This window comes from Herbaspirillum sp. Sphag64 (genome assembly GCF_014192645.1).
Lineage (GTDB): Bacteria > Pseudomonadota > Gammaproteobacteria > Burkholderiales > Burkholderiaceae_D > Herbaspirillum.
This window is the reverse complement of sequence record NZ_JACHYE010000001.1, coordinates 939,760-957,839: the sequence shown is the minus strand read 5'-3', so window position 1 is coordinate 957,839 and position 18,080 is coordinate 939,760. Positions and strand designations below refer to the sequence as shown.

Annotated in this window: 16 protein-coding genes; 5 read left to right on the top strand and 11 right to left on the bottom strand. The window is 53.0% G+C overall.

Going from position 1 to position 18,080, the window contains the following annotated elements:
• Window positions 1-159: 159 nt before the first annotated feature.
• A complete protein-coding gene (locus tag FHW66_RS04285) occupies window positions 160-2,556 on the bottom strand; it encodes a penicillin-binding protein 1A (protein WP_255458806.1) in 2,397 nt (798 codons plus the stop codon).
• A 340-nt stretch (window positions 2,557-2,896) separates the two neighbouring features.
• On the opposite strand from FHW66_RS04285, the gene FHW66_RS04280 reads away from it, so the two are divergent.
• Window positions 2,897-4,813, top strand: a complete 1,917-nt coding sequence (locus FHW66_RS04280) for an ATP-binding cassette domain-containing protein (protein ID WP_183378456.1) — start codon at window positions 2,897-2,899, stop codon at window positions 4,811-4,813.
• A 21-nt stretch (window positions 4,814-4,834) separates the two neighbouring features.
• On the opposite strand, the gene FHW66_RS04275 is transcribed toward FHW66_RS04280, so the two are convergent.
• Together FHW66_RS04275 and murJ are read right to left on the bottom strand one after the other, a co-directional pair.
• Window positions 4,835-5,674 (bottom strand): SirB1 family protein, encoded by an 840-nt coding sequence (locus tag FHW66_RS04275; RefSeq protein ID WP_183378455.1) that lies wholly within the window; start codon window positions 5,672-5,674, stop codon window positions 4,835-4,837.
• 119 nt (window positions 5,675-5,793) lie between these two features.
• Window positions 5,794-7,344 (bottom strand): murein biosynthesis integral membrane protein MurJ, encoded by a 1,551-nt coding sequence (gene murJ / locus FHW66_RS04270; RefSeq protein ID WP_183378454.1) that lies wholly within the window; start codon window positions 7,342-7,344, stop codon window positions 5,794-5,796.
• 277 nt (window positions 7,345-7,621) lie between these two features.
• On the opposite strand from murJ, the gene rpsT reads away from it, so the two are divergent.
• Window positions 7,622-7,888, top strand: a complete 267-nt coding sequence (gene rpsT / locus FHW66_RS04265; protein ID WP_183378453.1) for a 30S ribosomal protein S20 — start codon at window positions 7,622-7,624, stop codon at window positions 7,886-7,888.
• A 223-nt stretch (window positions 7,889-8,111) separates the two neighbouring features.
• On the opposite strand, the gene FHW66_RS04260 is transcribed toward rpsT, so the two are convergent.
• The 3 genes from FHW66_RS04260 to FHW66_RS04250 all read right to left on the bottom strand — a co-directional run bounded on the left by FHW66_RS04260 (window position 8,112) and on the right by FHW66_RS04250 (window position 9,669).
• Window positions 8,112-8,552 carry a DUF192 domain-containing protein gene (locus tag FHW66_RS04260; protein WP_183378452.1) on the bottom strand — a complete coding sequence of 147 codons (441 nt, stop codon included), beginning with the start codon at window positions 8,550-8,552 and terminating at the stop codon, window positions 8,112-8,114.
• Window positions 8,553-8,732: 180 nt separating this feature from the next.
• Window positions 8,733-8,939: a hypothetical protein gene (locus tag FHW66_RS04255; RefSeq protein WP_183378451.1), complete on the bottom strand. Its 207-nt coding sequence runs from the start codon at window positions 8,937-8,939 to the stop codon at window positions 8,733-8,735.
• Window positions 8,940-9,093: 154 nt separating this feature from the next.
• Window positions 9,094-9,669 (bottom strand): pseudouridine synthase, encoded by a 576-nt coding sequence (locus tag FHW66_RS04250; RefSeq protein ID WP_183378450.1) that lies wholly within the window; start codon window positions 9,667-9,669, stop codon window positions 9,094-9,096.
• A gap of 195 nt (window positions 9,670-9,864) precedes the next feature.
• Between FHW66_RS04250 and icd the strand changes: the two genes are divergently transcribed.
• Window positions 9,865-11,118, top strand: a complete 1,254-nt coding sequence (gene icd / locus FHW66_RS04245) for an NADP-dependent isocitrate dehydrogenase (protein WP_183378449.1) — start codon at window positions 9,865-9,867, stop codon at window positions 11,116-11,118.
• Window positions 11,119-11,275: 157 nt separating this feature from the next.
• Here the strand turns inward: icd and FHW66_RS04240 are convergent, their stop codons facing one another.
• Entirely contained in the window at window positions 11,276-11,479 is a 204-nt protein-coding gene (locus FHW66_RS04240) for a cold-shock protein (protein ID WP_009665919.1), read from the bottom strand.
• 341 nt (window positions 11,480-11,820) lie between these two features.
• On the opposite strand from FHW66_RS04240, the gene clpS reads away from it, so the two are divergent.
• Window positions 11,821-12,135: an ATP-dependent Clp protease adapter ClpS gene (clpS, locus tag FHW66_RS04235; RefSeq protein WP_183378448.1), complete on the top strand. Its 315-nt coding sequence runs from the start codon at window positions 11,821-11,823 to the stop codon at window positions 12,133-12,135.
• Entirely contained in the window at window positions 12,132-14,438 is a 2,307-nt protein-coding gene (gene clpA / locus FHW66_RS04230) for an ATP-dependent Clp protease ATP-binding subunit ClpA (RefSeq protein ID WP_183378447.1), read from the top strand. Before clpS ends, clpA begins: the two co-directional genes overlap by 4 nt.
• A 144-nt stretch (window positions 14,439-14,582) precedes the next feature.
• On the opposite strand, the gene FHW66_RS04225 is transcribed toward clpA, so the two are convergent.
• The 4 genes from FHW66_RS04225 to lspA form a co-directional block, all read right to left on the bottom strand.
• On the bottom strand, window positions 14,583-15,611 hold the full coding sequence (locus FHW66_RS04225) for a M48 family metalloprotease (protein WP_370543398.1): 1,029 nt from the start codon (window positions 15,609-15,611) through the stop codon (window positions 14,583-14,585).
• A gap of 151 nt (window positions 15,612-15,762) precedes the next feature.
• Window positions 15,763-16,212: a dUTP diphosphatase gene (dut, locus tag FHW66_RS04220; protein ID WP_183378446.1), complete on the bottom strand. Its 450-nt coding sequence runs from the start codon at window positions 16,210-16,212 to the stop codon at window positions 15,763-15,765.
• Between the two features lie 24 nt (window positions 16,213-16,236).
• Window positions 16,237-17,448, bottom strand: coding sequence for a bifunctional phosphopantothenoylcysteine decarboxylase/phosphopantothenate--cysteine ligase CoaBC (gene coaBC / locus FHW66_RS04215; protein WP_183378662.1), 1,212 nt, complete (start codon window positions 17,446-17,448; stop codon window positions 16,237-16,239).
• Window positions 17,449-17,540: 92 nt separating this feature from the next.
• Entirely contained in the window at window positions 17,541-18,056 is a 516-nt protein-coding gene (gene lspA, locus FHW66_RS04210; RefSeq protein WP_183378445.1) for a signal peptidase II, read from the bottom strand.
• Between the last annotated feature and the right edge of the window lie 24 nt (window positions 18,057-18,080).

The window sequence follows — 18,080 nt, the reverse complement described above, 5'->3', positions numbered from 1 at the left end:
TCCAGACCACAAACAAGTTTCTTGGTGGCGAAAGCCATGGTGGTACGAAGGGATAGGTCACACGTTCGATCCGTGTCGGGGGCGCCAGATTAGTGATGGCATTACGAAAAAAGCGCAGAAGATTTCTTCTGCGCTTTTTTTTGCAGCCTTGTCTAAATTTCAACGACCCTGAAAGGTCTTGTCGCGATCTGTCGTTGTGGAATTCGGGGTTTCCGAGTTCGGGTTCTTGCCCCAGCCAAAGAAATTCGACAGCGCATCGACAACACCACCGCCTTCGGTTCCTAATGAGGCAACAAATCCGGCGCCTGGCAGGAAGTTATCGTAATACGGCTCACCGTCAATGAAGTTGATACCAGCAGGGGCAGGCGAGTCTGACTGCGGCACGTCGCGCAATGCGGTTCCCATGTAGTCGACCCAAATTGGCAATGCCAGCTGAGCGCCGAATTCTCGGCTGCCCAAACTCTTGGGCTGGTCGTAACCCATCCAGGCGACGGTGGCCAGCGTCCGTTGGAAGCCAGCGAACCAGCCATCAACCGCGTCGTTGGTAGTCCCTGTCTTGCCCGCCAGGTCGGTGCGATGCAGTACATTTGTGCCGGCGCCGGTGCCGCGTTGGGCGACCGATTGCAACAGGCTGGTCATGATGTAACTGTTGCGCTCATCGATCGCACGAGGTGCGTTGTTACCCACAATCAGAGGATCTGCCTTCGACAGCACCCGACCGCGTGCATCGGTGATCTGGCTGATCAGGTAAGGATTGATCTTGTAACCGCCATTGGCAAATATCGAGTAAGCCGAAGCAAGCTGCAATGGCGTTGTCTGGCCGGCACCAAGCGCCATCGGCAGATAGGGTGGTATCTTGTCAACATCAAAGCCGAAGTGCGAGGAAATGAACTCCTGGGCATAGCTCACGCCGATGGCATCCAGTGTGCGGATGGCGGCCAGATTGATCGATTTCTGCAGCGCCGTACGCAGCGTCATTGGACCAGCTGGTGGATCGTCATCCTTGGGCTCCCAGTTCGGCTGACCCGGACCGGCAGGATAGGAGGCTGGTGCATCGTTGATGATACTGGCCGGTGCAAATCCTTTTTCCAGTGCTGCCGAATAGATGAAAGGCTTGAACGTGGAGCCAGGTTGACGCCATGCCTGCGTGACGTGGTTAAAGTTGTTCTGCGTGAAGTCGAAGCCGCCAACCAGTGCGCGAATAGCGCCGTTTTGCGGCACCATCGACACCAGCGTCGCTTCTACTTCAGGCAGTTGCACGATTTGCCAGTTTTTGCGCGCATCCTGCATGACACGGATCACAGCACCAGGTGCGATGCGGATTTCCGGCTTTGCTTTCGGGCTCAGTGCTGTGGCGACGAATTTTAGCGTGTCACCGGTGATGCTGATCTTGTCGCCGCCACGCAAGACGGCCTGGATTTGTTTGGGATCAGCCGATACCACCACTGCCGCAAGAATATCGTCGTTGTCCGGATGGCTGTCCATGACGTCATCAATCGCCTGTGCGCGATCATCTTCATTGCTGGGCAGACTGATGGTTTCTTCAGGGCCACGATAACCATGGCGGCGATCGTAATCCATCACACCTTTGCGCACCGCGTCATAGGCCGCCTTCTGGTCTGCAGCGTTGATCGTGGTGATGACGTTGAAGCCTTGGGTATAGGTATCTTCCTTGTACTGCGCATAGACCAGCTGGCGCACCATTTCATTGATGTACTCGGCGTGGACATTGTATTGATTGCCGGAGGTGCGGACCTGGATGTCTTCTTTGACAGCCGCATCGTATTGCGCCTGAGTGATGAACTCGAGATCCAGCATGCGTTGCAGAATATATTGCTGACGTATCCTGGCGCGATCCGGATTGACAATCGGGTTATAGGCGGACGGTGCCTTTGGCAGCCCAGCTAGCATGGCTGCCTGTGCCAGTGTGATGTCTTTGAGATCCTTGCCGAAATAGGTACGTGCCGCAGCCGCAAATCCATAGGCACGTTGTCCCAGATAAATCTGGTTCATGTAGACCTCAAGGATTTCATCCTTGCTCAGGGTTGCTTCGATTTTGTTGGCCAGCAAGACTTCATAGAGTTTGCGCGAGAACGTTTTTTCCTTGGTCAGGAACATGTTGCGTGCGACCTGCATGGTGATCGTGCTGGCACCCTGGCTGGCGTGTCCGCGCACCAGATCGGTCGCCAATGCGCGGGCAATACCGATGTAGTCAATGCCGCCGTGCTGATAGAAGCGGTAGTCTTCGATCGCCAGCACCGCATTTTTCATGTTGGCCGGGATATCGTTGAGCTTGACCAGGCTGCGCTTCTCTTCGCCGAATTCACCCAGCAGCACGTGATCTTCGGAGTAAATACGCAGCGGGATTTTGGGTCGATAGTCGGTGATCGCCTCCAGCGAGGGTAGGCGCGGATTGATGAAAATCAGTGCATAAGCAATGATCAGGGCACCAATGATGCCCAGCCCAAGCAACGTGAAGATCAGGAATTTGGCGACGCTGAATGTCAGGAAACCGCGTTGACGCGATGTGTTGTACAAACGAGAATGAAAGCGCATGGTCATTGTCAGTGAAGGACGTGCCGTATCTTACAACATGCGCAAGCGCGGAACGCGTTCAAACAGGCTCGTTGGCCAAGGTTTACGTGTTCAGGCGATGCAGTGCAGCTTGCGTAACGAGGCTTTATTTCTTTCTGGCATCGAAAACATAAGTGAAGTTTCAAAATGACAAGCTTGCAGCCCAGAGCCTGATCGCGCTTTAGCCAACCTATTGCGTCGCACAATCGGTACAATGCCATCTTTTCCACGCTGCGCTCGATTTGCAATATCAAAGCGGGTTGTTGTCAGTCTGGAATCTCCTTCATTCATTGCTTGTCGCTACTCTTCCTCCGGTACCTTTATGGCAGTCATTTCTCTCTCCAATGCTCAACTGGCATTCGGACACGTCGCACTTCTCGATCACGCCGAGTTTTCCCTAGAAATCGGAGAGCGGGTCGGCTTGATTGGCCGCAACGGTACCGGCAAGTCGTCACTGCTCAAGATCATTGCGGCACGCTCCAAACTCGATGATGGCTTGCTGGTCATGCAGCAGGGCTTAAAGATTGCTTATGTAGATCAGGAGCCGCATTTCCCATCCGAGATGTCTATTTTCGATGCGGTAGCTTCTGGCCTGGGCGAATTGCCATCCTTGCTGACAGAATATGAAGCGCTCACCGGTCAGTTTGGTGGCGACAATGATGAAGCACTGATGGAGCGCATGCACGACATTCAGTTGAAGCTTGATGCGGCCGACGCCTGGAGTCTCAACAACAAGGTCGAAACCACGCTGGCCAAGCTCAATCTCAACGGTGAGTCGCTGATCGGCGAGCTCTCTGGCGGTATGCAAAAGCGCGTGGCGCTGGCATGTGGCCTGGTTGGTGCGCCAGATGTTCTGCTGCTCGACGAACCGACCAATCACCTCGACTTTGGCTCTATTTTGTGGCTTGAAGGTTTGCTGCGTGATTACAAAGGCAGCGTGCTGTTCATTACCCATGACCGTAGCTTTCTGGACAATGTCGCTACGCGTATCATCGAGCTCGACCGTGGCAAGCTATTATCTTTCCCCGGCAACTTCAGCACCTACCAGGCGCGCAAGGCCGAGCTGCTGGCCAACGAAGAAGTCGAGAACGCCAAGTTTGATAAATTCCTGGCGCAGGAAGAAGTCTGGATTCGCAAGGGTGTACAAGCCCGTCGTACGCGTGATGAAGGCCGTGTGCGTCGGCTGGAAGCTTTGCGGCTGGAGCGCGGTGCGCGTCGTGACCGGCAAGGTCAGGTCAAGCTGGAAGTGTCGTCCGGCGAGCGTTCAGGGAAAATCGTGGCGGAGCTGGAAAACGTCAACAAGGCCTATGGCGAGAAAACCATTGTGCGTGACTTCAGCGGCATTCTGATGCGCGGCGACAAGATCGGTTTGATTGGTCAGAACGGTGCCGGTAAAACAACCCTGCTCAAGCTGATTCTCGGTGAAGACACACCCGATAGTGGGAGTGTGCGTCAGGGTACCAAACTGCAGGTGGCGTATTTCGACCAGATGCGTACCCAGTTGAACGAAGAAGCCAGTCTGGCAGACACGATTGCCCCGGGCAGTGACTGGGTTGAAGTCAACGGTCAGCGCAAGCATGTGATGACGTACTTGGGTGATTTTCTCTTTGCACCCGAGCGTGCACGCTCCCCGGTGCGTACCTTGTCAGGCGGTGAACGCAACCGGCTCTTGCTAGCGCGCCTGTTTGCCAAGCCGGCCAATGTGCTGGTACTCGATGAACCGACCAATGACCTCGATATCGATACGCTGGAGCTGCTCGAAGAGTTACTCGAAGAGTACAGTGGCACCGTTTTCCTGGTCAGCCACGATCGTACCTTCCTCGATAATGTTGTCACCCAGGTGATTGCATCGGAAGGTGACGGTGTATGGCGTGAATATGTCGGTGGCTATAGCGACTGGGAGCGCGTCCGTTCTAGCATGCAGGCGCAGGCTAGCAAGCCAAAAAATGATGTCAGGTCCGAGGCAAAGATTGCGGAGCCGGTCGTCGTCGCAGCACCTGCGTCCAAGCCGAAAAAGCTGAGCTACAAGGAGCAACGTGAGCTGGAGGAGTTGCCCAAGCTGATCGCGCAGTTAGAAGCAGAACAGAAAAGTATTTCCGAGAAACTGGCCGATCCGGATCTGTACAAGCAAGGATCTGATGAAGCAACACGTCTGAACGTACGCTTTGCTGAAATTGATGGTCAACTGCTGGAAAGCCTGGAGCGCTGGGAAACAATCGAGGCGCGCACCAAGGGATGATGCTTCAGGCGTGCCGCACTATCAGTTAGGGCGGCGGCAGGCATGCCGCAGCTCTGGTAATTTTTGGCGCACGCTATCGGCATCTTCGGCATCTGGTCGCAACGTCAAATACGCCTCCAGGTCATCGAGCGCGGCTTGTGCTTCGGCAAGATGCGCATGGGCAAGTCCACGATCGCGCCGTTCGGTGATTTCATCGGGCAAGAGAATCACCAACCGTTGTTGCACTTCCAGCACATGCTGCCAATGGTGGCTTTCTGTGTAGATTGCCTTCAGATTACGCAGCATGCGAGTAAGGATTTCACGCGGATGGGCGGCTCGCAAATAGGCCGCGAGCGGTAGTTCGTCGCCGTAATCGCGGCGTTCCAGATAGGGTTCCAGGCGCTCCTCGAGCTCTTCTCTTGAGAGGCTGCTGCCATTCATCGGGTCCAGCACAATGTCGCCCGACTGTACAGACAGTTTCATCAAGAAATGACCGGGAAAAGAGACTCCCTTCATATTCAATCCAATCTGCTGACCTAGCTCCATATAGAGCACTGCAAGCGAGATAGGAATGCCGCGGCGCGAACTGATGACGCGATGCAGGTAACTGTTGTCGGGGTCGTAGTAGTTATTGATGTTGCCTGCGAAGGCTTGTTCCTGAAAGAAGAAGTGATTGAGCACCCGTAGCTTCTGGATATGCGAGGCATCTGCCGACAGGCGTTGCTTCAGCTTCAGAGCCATCTGGTCGACTTCAATCTGACAGGCAAAAATATCGACATCAGGATAGCAATCCTGACCAAGCGTCAATGCCGATTCGAACAGCGGAATCGCGTCATCTTGACGAACCAGTGACGAGAAATAGTCGAGAGGAGTTGGCGTCATGGCTTGATCATGCCACCAAAATATCGCCGTTTGTAAAATGTTTGCACGGCAATGGCGCGTCGGCGCAACAGCGATGTTGCGTAGACCCATCATTTACCGTGTGGAGCTCATGCACGGATCTAGCGAGAGATCCGCTTGAAGTCGCGCAAGCGGAAACCCATTGCCATCAAGGATCCGAAATAAGCGATCGCGCAGGCGCACAGGACCAGCAGCAATGCGCCGACTCGCAAGCCAGGATGTGCGCGCAGACCAATCCAATCAAAACGATGAGAGATGATGATAGCTGCCAGCGCCAACAGTATCAGTGCCCCGGCGAGTTTTGCCAGAAACATGCCCCAGCCCGGTCGCGGCACATAGATGTTACGGCGACGCAAACCCCAGAACAAAAAGGATGCATTCAGGCAGGCGCCTAATCCGATGGACAGTGCCAGTCCTGCATGGGCGATCCAGGGAACAAACAGGTAATTCATCAACTGCGTGGCGATCAACACCCCGATGGCGATTTTCACTGGCGTACGAATATCCTGTTTGGCATAAAAGCCGGGTGCGAGGATCTTGACCAGGATCAGACCGATCAGGCCAACACCATAGGCAACCAGCGCATGCGCCGTCATTGCCACTGAAACACTATCGAATTTTCCATAATGAAACAGTGTCGCTGTTAGCGGTTCCGATAGCGTCGCCAGCCCGACGGCGCATGGTAGCGCCAGCAAAAAGGTCAGGCGCAGGCCCCAATCCAGCAAGGCCGAGTATTCCTCCATGTCATTTTCCGCATGCGCATTGGACAAGCTTGGCAACAGAATGGTACCGAGCGCGACGCCCAGTAACGCTGTTGGAAACTCCATCAGGCGATCAGCATAGGAAAGCCATGACACACTGCCATGCGCGAGGCGGGACGCAATATTGGTATTGATCATCAAGCTGATCTGCGCGGCCGACACAGCGAATACGGCCGGTCCCATTTTTTTGAGAACGCGACGAACGCCTTCATCCTGCAGGCCAATCATCGGATTCCAGTAGAGGCGTGGCAGCATGCCGATCTTGATCAAAGCAGGAATCTGCAGCATGACTTGCAGTATGCCGCCGACGAAGACAGCGAAAGCCATTGCATAGATTGGTTGCTGCAGATACGGCGCCACGAACAGCGAAGCGATGATGAAGGATACGTTGAGCATGACCGAGGTGAAAGCCGGGATCTTGAACTCCCGCCATGTATTGAGAATGCCGCCAGCCAAGGCCACAAAGGCCATAAAACCAATATAAGGAAACATGATGCGTGTCATCACGACACCGGCATCAAATGCGGACTGGTTATACTTCAGGCCGGTTGCAATGAAATAAACAATGACCGGGGTCGCCAAAATCCCGATCAGAGTGGTTGCCAGCATGACCCATATCAACACCGTTGCGACATGATCAACCAAATTCTTAGTTGCAGCCTCGCCTTTTTGATTTTTGTACTCGGCAAGAATGGGAACAAAAGCCTGTGAGAACGCCCCTTCTGCGAACAGGCGGCGCAGCAGGTTAGGAATACGGAATGCAACATTGAAGGCATCGGTATAGGCCGAGGCTCCAAATGCCCTGGCAAACAGAATTTCTCGAGCCAGGCCAGTGATGCGTGAGAGCATCGTCATGCCAGAGACGGTGGCAAGCGTTTTGTGCAAGTTCATGGGTCGGCATTATAGCTGTCGTCACTGGCGATATTGACAAGCTTGTCAATCGGGATCGGCGCTGGCTGACTGAATGTCAGAAATGAGCCAAAACCATTATGGGGTTACTGGCGATGCCGTTCAGCAATTTGGACACTTTGCAACGCAACAGGCGGTTATGCCCTTAAGTGTTTGCTAGTTTGGACGGAAATGGTTATAATCGAAGGCTCTACAGAATTTACGCCTCGCAAGTTATCAGGATTGCGATGCATTCGATCTCGATTTAGGATAATTATTCATGGCAAATACCGCACAAGCACGCAAGCGTGCTCGTCAAGCTGTTAAGCAAAACGCGCACAACTCCAGCCAGCGTTCGACGCTGCGTACAGCAATCAAGGCTGTTCGCAAGGCGATCGCCGCAGGCGACAAGGCTGCTGCTACTTCCGTATTCCAGGCGTCCGTGTCGACCATCGACAGCATTGCCGACAAGAAAATCATCCACAAGAACAAGGCTGCTCGCCATAAGAGCCGTCTGGCTGCTGCTCTGAAGGCACTGGCTGCTTAATTCGTAGTCGATAGTACTTCAGTACTACCAGTTCAAAGCAAACTGAAGCAGCGTAGCTCCGCTTCCGCCCTGCTGAACTGTAAGCATCTTGTGTTGTGACATTAACCCGCTCGATTAGTCTGGCGGGTTTTTGTATTTGTGTTTTCGTTTTTTTATGTGCTTCCATGATTGAGTTGTTGCACTCTTTCTGACCTAAAAGTGCAACATCTGATCGATGCGAAGCTTAGCGTGCTAGCCCTTCGATAGTCATGCCAGGCTGGATGTTCTTTTGCTTGAACCATCCCTTGTTCATCTCCAGTGCATAAGTGGCAGGTCGGATCGCGCAATGCGAATCCAGTGTCTGTTCTTTCATTTCTTCGATGTTGATGATTTTGCCATGCTCATCCATGAATGCCACGGACAGCGGGATCAGCGTATTCTTCATCCACATACAGACGCCAGCTGGCGCACCAAACAAAAAGACCATCCCCTCATTGCTACCCAATTTCTCGCGGAACATCAGGCCTTGCTCGCGCTGGGCTTCGGTGGTGGCGACTTCCGCCTTGATCAGATAAAGACCAGCATTGAGTGTGGTCGTTTGAAATCGCTGAGGTTGCTGGGCGTACAGGGGGAGTGAAGTTGCTAATGCGACAAGTGTGGTTAATAGTGCGATTGAGCGGCGCATAGTAGATGGAGGGTTCGTGGAGACGGGGAGCTGAAGATTATAAGGGAAGTTTGTGTGTGCTTGCGCACTCGCTTTGCTTAACTGCATGACTTAACGCCGTGTGGCTGTGGGTCGACGGTGAAGCGTGCAGGCGTAAAAAAAGGCAGGACAAGCCTGCCTTTTGATATTGCTAAAGCTAAATTACTTAGCTGGAGCAGCGTCAGCAGCTGGAGCAGCAGCAGCCTTCTTAGCCTTCTTAGCCTTCTTGGCCTTCTTCGCTTTCTTAGCCTTTGGAGCAGCAGCTTCTGTCTTTGCAGCGTCAGCAGCTGGAGCAGCAGGAGCTGCAGCTTGTGCGAACACGGAAGTGGCGAACAGACCAGCGATCAGAGCAGCGATCAATTTTTTCATTTTGCAGTCCTTCAATTTAACATGTTAAGAAAACGGCGATTCTCGTGAATCACTGACAATAACGAGGGGGTCAGGGCTTGGTTGACACAAATTTCTAAAAAAAATAATTTGTTGCAACTTGTTTGCAGTTCTTTGATCTGTGGTGAGGGATTTGTCAGTGTTTTTCTGTCAATGCAGATGGATCTACGGTTTTCCATTCTCCTGGAAATAAAGGATCGGTGTGCAGTGCGTACGGGCCGATCGCAATACGTACCAGCCGTAGGGTGGGTAGGCCAACCGCAGCTGTCATCCGTCTGACCTGTCGATTTTTTCCTTCGCTGATTGTGATAATCAGCCAGCTGGTTGCTTGATTCTTGCGTTGCCTGATTGGTGGATTGCGAGGCCAGAGCCATGCTGGTTCTTGAACCTGACTTACTTGGCTTCCTTGCGTGATGAAATCTCCAAGATCGAGTGGCTGACGCAGGTGTGCTAGCGCATTGGCATCTGGCGTTCCTTCAACTTGCACGAGATAGGTTTTTGATTGCTTGTATTCGGGATGACTAATTGCATGCTGCAGTTTGCCGTCGTTGGTCAGTAGCATCAGCCCTTCGCTGTCTGCGTCAAGTCGCCCTGCGGGATAGATATCGGGAATACGTAGGTAATCGGAGAGAGTTTCCCGCTCAAGATCCGTCTGATCCGGGGAGAACTGGCAAAGTACCTGAAAAGGTTTGTTGAATAGAATGAGAGGCATGATCCCTAGTGTCGCAAATACGTGGCAATGCGTAAAATACAGGTGCATAATTTATAACAAGCATCTTGTATCTTATATAAGACTAATTGTGGCAATTCCCAATACGCCGTGCAGTTGCTATTAGAGGTTCTCGACAGCTGCTAACGCTTTCTTTTTTTTTGCTCAATTTTTAGCTCAATTCCCCGGAGAGAATGAATGGCTCAACATATCAGGGTGCCGTCTGAAGGTCAGAAAATCACTGTCAATCAAGATTTTTCCATCAATGTGCCACATCAACCAATTATCCCCTATATCGAAGGTGATGGAACTGGCATTGATGTAACGCCTGTGATGTTAAAAGTGATTGATGCTGCTGTAGAAAAAGCTTATGGCGGTCAGCGCAAGATCCACTGGATGGAAATCTATGCTGGCGAAAAGGCAACCAAGCTATATGGTGCCGACACCTGGCTGCCGGAAGAGACGGTTGAGGCAGTCAAAGAGTATGTTGTATCGATCAAGGGGCCGCTCAATACGCCTGTGAGCGGTGGTATTCGTTCGCTCAGCGTGGCGTTGCGCCAGCAGCTCGATCTCTATGTGTGCCTGCGACCTGTACGCTATTTCAAGGGAGTGCCAGCCCCAGTGCGCGAGCCAGAGAAGACGGATATGGTCATTTTCAGAGAAAATTCGGAAGACATTTATGCTGGCATTGAGTGGCCTGCCGGTTCTGAAGGCGCACAGAAGCTGATCGACTTCCTGGTCAAGGAAATGGGCGTCAAGCAGTTGCGCTTCCCTGATACCTCTGCGCTTGGGATCAAGCCTGTATCGCGAGAAGGCACCGAGCGCCTGGTGCGTAAGGCGATTCGCTATGCCATTGACAATGACAAGCCCTCCATCACGATTGTGCACAAGGGCAATATTATGAAGTACACCGAAGGTGGCTTCAGGGACTGGGCTTACGGTGTTGCTTTGAACGAATTTGGTGCCACCTTGATTGATGATGGTCCATGGTGCAAGTTCAAGCATCCGAGAACCGGGCGCGATATCGTGATGAAGGACTCAATTGCTGATGCTTTCCTGCAACAGGTGTTGATTCGTCCCGCTGAGTACAGTGTGATTGCGACCCTCAATCTCAACGGCGACTATATATCCGATGCGGTGGCAGCTCAGGTAGGCGGTATTGGGATTGCGCCTGGTGCCAATCTGTCTGATTCGGTAGCCATGTTCGAAGCAACGCATGGCACTGCGCCGAAATATGCAGGCAAAGACTACGTTAATCCGGGGTCGCTGATTTTGTCGGCGGAGATGATGTTGCGCCACATGGGTTGGATCGAAGCGGCTGATCTGGTCATTGAGTCGATGAAGCGTTCAATTGCCTCCAAGCGGGTCACCTATGATTTTGCCCGGCTGATGGAAGGTGCAACCCAGGTATCTTGCTCTGGCTTTGGCGAAGTCATGATTGAAAATCTGTAATCTGTAATCTGTAATCTTTGATCGTAGAGGGCATCGGCCGGCAGGCTGACCGATGTCTGCACTTAAATGGTGAGAAGCAGGCAGGAAAATGGATCGTACGCCAAAATAAAAAAAGCTCCTGCGGTAACAGGAGCTTTTAGAAGCTGCTTAAGGTGAATTAAGGAGCTTGAATGTTTGAAGCTTGCTTGCCTTTGGGGCCTTGCGTGACTTCGAACTGAACTTTTTGACCTTCTTTGAGGGTCTTGAAGCCGTTCATCTGAATTGCCGAGAAGTGTGCAAACAAATCTTCACCGCCGTCATCCGGAGTGATAAAGCCAAAGCCCTTAGAATCGTTGAACCACTTGACTGTACCTGTTGCCATAAAAGCATCTTTCAATTAAAAACAATCACACGAGCCGTTAAAGCAAGAAGCCTCGCGAGATTTGAATGTCCGCAGCCCCCCTTAAACTTGCCCCCTTCTATCGACAAGTAGTAGCTACTTATCAATAATTTCCATTGTTCTCGTTCAAATTATAAAAGTCAAGTTGTTTTCAATGGAAATATTAAGCTTTTGTTTAACAAATGGCAGCTTGCCCCTCTTGAATTAGGATGATGGAGTGTTATCTGCGCACTACCGGGAAAACGCGTAATATCTAATTTAATTAGATTAATTTCTTCATCGTTGTGCGTTGCACAGTTGATTGATAGTTTTAGAATAGATGCATGGCAACCAAGCACGATAACGATAACGGTACAGTCCTGGCGCGGAAGGAGCAAAAGCTCAAGCCGCCTCCTATGTACCAAGTATTTTTGTTGAATGATGACTATACGCCGATGGAATTCGTCGTCGCAGTCATTCAGGAGTACTTCAACAAAGACCGTGAAACGGCGACGCAGATTATGCTCAAAGTTCACCGCGATGGGAAAGGTATGTGTGGTGTGTATCCGAAAGATATCGCATCCACAAAAGTCGAACTCGTATTAACCCACGCTAGGAAAGCAGGGCACCCCCTGCAGTGCGTGATGGAGGAAGCATGATTGCGCAGGAATTGGAAGTCAGTTTGCACATGGCCTTTGTCGAGGCTCGACAATCCCGTCATGAGTTCATTACGGTAGAGCACTTGCTGCTCGCGCTACTGGACAACCCATCAGCGGCAGAAGTGTTGCGCGCTTGCTCGGTCAATATCGATGACCTGCGCAAGACACTCACCAACTTCATTACCGACAATACGCCGACGGTACCAGGTACCAATGAAGTGGATACCCAGCCTACGCTGGGCTTCCAGCGCGTGATTCAGCGCGCCATCATGCATGTGCAGTCGGCGTCGAACGGCAAAAAGGAAGTGACCGGAGCCAACGTGCTCGTGGCCATTTTCGGCGAGAAGGATTCGCATGCTGTCTACTATCTGCATCAGCAAGGCGTCACCCGCCTGGACGTAGTCAATTTCATTTCTCATGGTGTGCGCAAGGATCAGCAAGTCGATCCGCAAAAAGCGCCAGAAGGAGCGGAAGACGTGCAGAGCGAAGGCCAGCAAAAAGAAAGCCCACTGGATCAATTCACACAGAATCTGAACAAGGCCGCTGCAGAAGGCAAGATTGATCCGCTGATCGGTCGTGATGCCGAGGTTGAGCGCGTGATTCAGACCCTGTGCCGCCGCCGCAAGAACAACCCGTTGCTGGTCGGCGAGGCTGGCGTCGGCAAGACGGCAATCGCCGAAGGACTGGCATGGAGGATTACCCAGAACGACGTGCCTGACATTCTCAAGAATGCCGTTGTGTATTCTTTGGACATGGGTGCGCTGCTCGCAGGGACAAAGTATCGTGGCGACTTTGAACAGCGCCTCAAGGCTGTGCTCAAGCAGTTGAAAGAAAGCCCGAACGGCGTTCTGTTCATCGATGAAATTCACACCATCATCGGAGCAGGTTCTGCTTCAGGTGGAACATTGGATGCATCGAATCTGTTGAAGCCGGCCTTGTCGAGTGGTCAGCTCAAATGTATCGGTGCAACCACATATACCGAGTATCGTGGCGTGTTCGAAAAAGACCACGCATTATCACGTCGCTTCCAGAAGATTGACGTCAATGAGCCGACAGTCGAGCAGACCGTTCAGATTCTCCGCGGATTGAAGGCAAAGTTCGAAGAGCATCATGGCGTGAAATATTCGGCCTCGGCGCTGACTTCGGCTGCGGAACTGGCAGCGCGTTTCATCAACGACCGTCATTTGCCTGACAAGGCGATTGATGTGATCGATGAGGCTGGTGCAGCGCAACGTATTCTGCCGAAGTCGAAGCAAAAGAAGACAATCGGCAAGCCTGAAATCGAAGAGATCATCTCCAAGATTGCGCGGATTCCGCCGCAGTCGGTCAATCAGGATGACCGGACCAAGCTGCAAACGATTGATCGTGACCTCAAGAACGTCGTCTTCGGTCAGGATCCTGCGATTGAAGCGCTGGCGTCAGCAATCAAGATGGCACGTGCCGGTCTGGGCAAGACTGACAAGCCGATTGGCTCCTTCCTGTTCTCTGGTCCGACTGGTGTTGGCAAGACCGAAGTGGCGAAGCAGTTGGCATTCATTCTTGGCATTGAGCTGATTCGTTTTGACATGTCGGAGTACATGGAACGCCATGCGGTTAGCCGTCTCATCGGTGCGCCTCCGGGTTACGTCGGTTTCGATCAGGGTGGGTTGTTGACCGAAGCGATCACCAAGAAGCCGCATGCCGTGTTGCTGCTTGATGAAATCGAAAAGGCGCATCCCGATATTTTCAATATCCTGCTGCAAGTCATGGATCATGGCACGCTCACTGATAACAACGGTCGCAAGACTGACTTCCGCAACGTGATCATCGTCATGACTACGAACGCCGGTGCCGAGAGTCTGCAGAAGCGTTCCATTGGCTTCACCGACAAGAAGGAAGCCGGTGATGAGATGGCGGATATCAAGCGTATGTTCACGCCGGAATTCCGTAATCGTCTGGATGCCATCATCAGCTTCCGCGCGCTCGACGAAGAAATCATCCTGCGTGTAGTCGACAAGTTCCTGATGCAGCTGGAAGAGCAATTGCACGAGAAGAAAGTAGAAGCTATCTTCTCAGAAAATCTGCGCAAGTTCCTCGGCAAGAAGGGCTTCGATCCGCTCATGGGTGCACGGCCGATGTCACGGTTGATTCAAGACATGATTCGCAAGGCGCTGGCTGACGAGCTGTTGTTTGGTCGTCTCGTCTCCGGTGGTCGCGTCACTGTTGATCTTGATGATGCAGACCAGGTCAAGCTGGAGTTCCCGGAGGGTGATGATCCGACACCTCCACCAGCCGAGCCGCAGGAAAAACTGGAAGTCGAATAAGCCTAGTATTAAATTCGACGTCATAAAAAAGGCTGGAGCGCATTGCGTTCCAGCCTTTTTGTTTGTATCGGGAGTGTGCTTGCTTGCACACTCTCGTATCGCCTTCGTTATCGTGTATAGCGAAGGTACTAATTCACGAAGTAATCAGGGCAGCAGCGGTTTTCCGGCGGTCTGTTTTGCCTTGATCGTCTGCAAGTACTTGTCGATCATGCTGAGCCGGTAGGTAATTCCGGGATGCAGAGATGTGTAGCCATTGGGGACCGTTGCAGGATATTGCGTTGCCAGTCGTTGCCAGAATGAAGCATAGCCGTCCACATTGTAACCAGCGCGTACCAGCATGTACAAGGCGAGATTGTCTGCCGCTGCATCGAGCTCCTGCGGGTATGGGCGGATGCCGCCGTTTCCGGCTGCAGCCGTCATGTCAGGCTCTGCCCGCATCAGATTGTCAATTACACTGCCGCTGGTCGCGACCATGCGTTGACGAATAGCGTGCCCGAGCGAGTTGTGTGCCATTTCCTTGGCAATCAGATAGGCCAGTTCGTTATCCGATTGCACAAAGCCCAGCATGCCACGGGTGATCAGCACGCGGCGACCGTCGCCGTAGCTGTTGATGTTGTCGCTGTTGCCGAGCTCAATACTGAATGCGCAGGCCAGCGTCATCGGTACTACCAGGCTTTGTTGTGCCTGCTGGCGCAGAATGGTCAGCTTGATCGGTGCTCGTCCACCGACTAATGGACCCAGTACATTGGCGGCCTGACGTTCGGCATCGACGCCTGTTTGTAAGGTTTTGTCGGCGACTTTAAGCAGAATGTCACCACGCTGCACGCCCGCACGATCAGCGCCGCTTCCTGGCAAGACCCCGGTGACTTGCAGGCGATCGTCATAACCCATACGCTGCGCTGCATCCGCAAATTCGCTGGAGTAGGAATACTTGTTCTTGGCGGTGAAGCCGAGCAGGTTACGTGCGTTTCCCTTGCACAGCGGAGCATTGTTGGTCAGTAGCGGTGCTGCGACACGATAAAGCATGTCCTGCTGTGCAGTGAGCTTGCGCAAGGCTGCCTGCTGTGGCGTATCGACTGGTTTTGGTGGTGTCGGCCGCACCGCGACCGTCACAGGTTTTACTGGCGCTGCTTCCTGAGGCACCGCGCAAGCGGTCAGAAGGGCTGCAGGCATTACTGCGAGCGCCATTTTCAGTCGAGATGACAGTTGCGGATATCGACAGTGCAGGCGACCACGATAAACCTCAAATAATGCAAGCATCCAATCTTCTCCTAAACACGCCATGCTGCTGTCAAGCCGCTGATATGGCTTGGCATCCAGGGCGTCATTGTTTTCCGGTACTGCCGAAGCCGCCGGTACCGCGTTCGCTGTTGCTAAATTCTTCAACCACATTGAAGCCGACTTGCAAGACCGGCACGATCACCAGTTGCGCTAGCCGTTCCATGGGGTTTAGGACAAACGCAGTATCGCCGCGGTTCCATGTCGATACCATCAATTGACCCTGATAGTCAGAGTCAATCAGACCAACCAGATTACCCAGCACGATGCCATGCTTATGACCCAGTCCACTGCGTGGCAGGATCACAGCGGCATAACCCGGGTCGGCCAGGTGGATTGCCAACCCGGTCGGAATCAGATGGGTGCTGCCAGGTTCGATGGTCAGTGGTGCTTCAAGGCAGGCCCGCAGATCGAGACCGGCGCTGCCAGCGGTGGCGTAGGCAGGAAGTTGATCCTGCATGCGCGGATCCAGGATTTTGACATCAATAGTTTTCATTATTCACAAAGGATAGGGGGAATCTCAATGGGCAGCAGTTGGTGTCGCCAGGCGCAACCCGATCTCGCGCACCAGCTGGCGTGCCAGCGTCTGCTTGTCGGCCGATGGCAGCGTGGTACTGCCGTTGTCGTCGAACAGTGTCAGGGTATTGTCATCCTTGCCGAAGGTCTGATGGCCGATGTTGCCGACCAGCAGAGGGATGTTTTTCTTGCGGCGCTTGGCGCTGGCGTACTGCGCAAGATTCTCTGATTCGGCAGCAAAACCGACGCAATAAGGACGTGTCGGCAAGGCGGCGACTTCGGCGAGAATGTCGGGGTTTTGTGCAAACTCCAGCTGCGGTGTTTCGTTCTCGCTGCGCTTCTTGAGCTTTTGGTTGCTGACATTGGCCACGCGCCAATCGGCAACGGCAGCCACGGCGATAAAAACGTCCTGACCAGCGACCTGGGCATGCACTGCCTGCTGCATCTGCACAGCGGTCTGCACATCAATGCGATGCACGCCGTAAGGTGCAGCTAATGCAGTTGGTCCGGAGATCAGTACGACCTCGGCTCCCGCTTCACGTGCTGCACGCGCAATCGCGTAACCCATCTTGCCGGACGATAGATTGGTGATGCCACGCACCGGATCAATCGGTTCAAACGTGGGGCCGGCCGTGAGTAATACACGTCGACCAGCCAACAGCTTGGGCTGAAACGCTGCGATGATTTCTTCCAGCAGTTGCTCTGGTTCCAGCATGCGACCCAGACCTACTTCGCCGCAAGCCTGCGCACCGGCATCAGGGCCCAATAACAAAATACCGTCTTGCTTGATCTGCGCAACGTTGCGCTGAGTCGCTGGGTTTTGCCACATCTCGACATTCATCGCTGGCGCCACCATCAGAGGTACGCCATGTGGCCGTGCTACACACAGCGTCGAGAGCAGATCATCGCACGCGCCATGTGCCAGTTTGAAAATGAAATCGGTGGAGCAGGGCACAATCACAATCGCATCCACACCACGGGTGAGATCGATATGCGGCATGTTGTTGGCAATGCGCGCATCCCATTGATCGTTGTAGACCACGTTGCCGGTCAACGCCTGCATTGTCACGGGCGTAATGAATTGCGTGGCTGCCTGCGTCATGACCGCCTGCACCGAGGCGCCAGCTTTGCCCAGAGCACGAGCCAGTTCGGCGGCCTTGTAGCAGGCTACGCCACCAGTCAGTCCAAGAAGGATTTTTTTGCCTGCGAGTTCCATTGCCATACTCCCTTAGTCCTTAGCTCCTTGATGAGCGAAGCTGTCCTTTGACTCACCCGATGCCGATTGGTGAGAGTGAACTGTGACCGCTCTTATTTATTGACGCGGCGCAGCTCATCGATCACGAACAAAATAGCACCAACACAAATTGCACTATCCGCGATGTTGAATGCAGGCCAATGCCAGTTAGCGACGTAAAAATCCAGAAAATCGATGACGTGGCCATACATCAGCCGATCAACCACGTTGCCAATGGCACCGCCCAGAATCAGGGCCAGCGCGCAGCAAAACAGGCGTTGATTGGCGTGCTTCTTGAGTAGATAAATAATGTACACCGCAGCAGCGATACCGATCACGGTAAATAAATGTCGCTGCCAGCCAGATTCTGCCGCCAGGAAGCTGAATGCGGCGCCCTTGTTATACACCAGCACCAGATTGAAGAAGCTGCTGATTGGCATCGACTCGCCGTAGTGAAACAGCTTCAGAATGGTGATTTTGGTCAGCTGATCGAGCAGTAATACGATCAGCGAAATTCCCAGCCAGGGCAGCAAGGTACTACTGGCACTGGAACTGGAAGTGGAGGTGAAGCTCTTTTTTTTCGTAGCCATAGAAAACCGGGAGTAAGAAGTGCA

Excerpts from the sequence above, each read along its gene's own strand:
- rpsT (WP_183378453.1), top strand. The coding sequence starts at position 7,622 with ATGGCAAATACCGCACAAGCACGCAAGCGTGCTCGTCAAGCTGTTAAG.
- FHW66_RS04250 (WP_183378450.1), bottom strand. The coding sequence starts at position 9,669 with ATGCCTCTCATTCTATTCAACAAACCTTTTCAGGTACTTTGCCAGTTC.
- lspA (WP_183378445.1), bottom strand. The coding sequence starts at position 18,056 with ATGGCTACGAAAAAAAAGAGCTTCACCTCCACTTCCAGTTCCAGTGCC.
- icd (WP_183378449.1), top strand. The coding sequence starts at position 9,865 with ATGGCTCAACATATCAGGGTGCCGTCTGAAGGTCAGAAAATCACTGTC.
- murJ (WP_183378454.1), bottom strand. The coding sequence starts at position 7,344 with ATGAACTTGCACAAAACGCTTGCCACCGTCTCTGGCATGACGATGCTC.
- FHW66_RS04255 (WP_183378451.1), bottom strand. The coding sequence starts at position 8,939 with ATGAAAAAATTGATCGCTGCTCTGATCGCTGGTCTGTTCGCCACTTCC.
- clpA (WP_183378447.1), top strand. The coding sequence starts at position 12,132 with ATGATTGCGCAGGAATTGGAAGTCAGTTTGCACATGGCCTTTGTCGAG.
- FHW66_RS04275 (WP_183378455.1), bottom strand. The coding sequence starts at position 5,674 with ATGACGCCAACTCCTCTCGACTATTTCTCGTCACTGGTTCGTCAAGAT.
- FHW66_RS04240 (WP_009665919.1), bottom strand. The coding sequence starts at position 11,479 with ATGGCAACAGGTACAGTCAAGTGGTTCAACGATTCTAAGGGCTTTGGC.
- FHW66_RS04260 (WP_183378452.1), bottom strand. The coding sequence starts at position 8,552 with ATGCGCCGCTCAATCGCACTATTAACCACACTTGTCGCATTAGCAACT.
- clpS (WP_183378448.1), top strand. The coding sequence starts at position 11,821 with ATGGCAACCAAGCACGATAACGATAACGGTACAGTCCTGGCGCGGAAG.
- dut (WP_183378446.1), bottom strand. The coding sequence starts at position 16,212 with ATGAAAACTATTGATGTCAAAATCCTGGATCCGCGCATGCAGGATCAA.
- FHW66_RS04285 (WP_255458806.1), bottom strand. The coding sequence starts at position 2,556 with ATGCGCTTTCATTCTCGTTTGTACAACACATCGCGTCAACGCGGTTTC.
- FHW66_RS04280 (WP_183378456.1), top strand. The coding sequence starts at position 2,897 with ATGGCAGTCATTTCTCTCTCCAATGCTCAACTGGCATTCGGACACGTC.
- FHW66_RS04225 (WP_370543398.1), bottom strand. The coding sequence starts at position 15,611 with ATGCCTGCAGCCCTTCTGACCGCTTGCGCGGTGCCTCAGGAAGCAGCG.
- coaBC (WP_183378662.1), bottom strand. The coding sequence starts at position 17,448 with ATGGAACTCGCAGGCAAAAAAATCCTTCTTGGACTGACTGGTGGCGTA.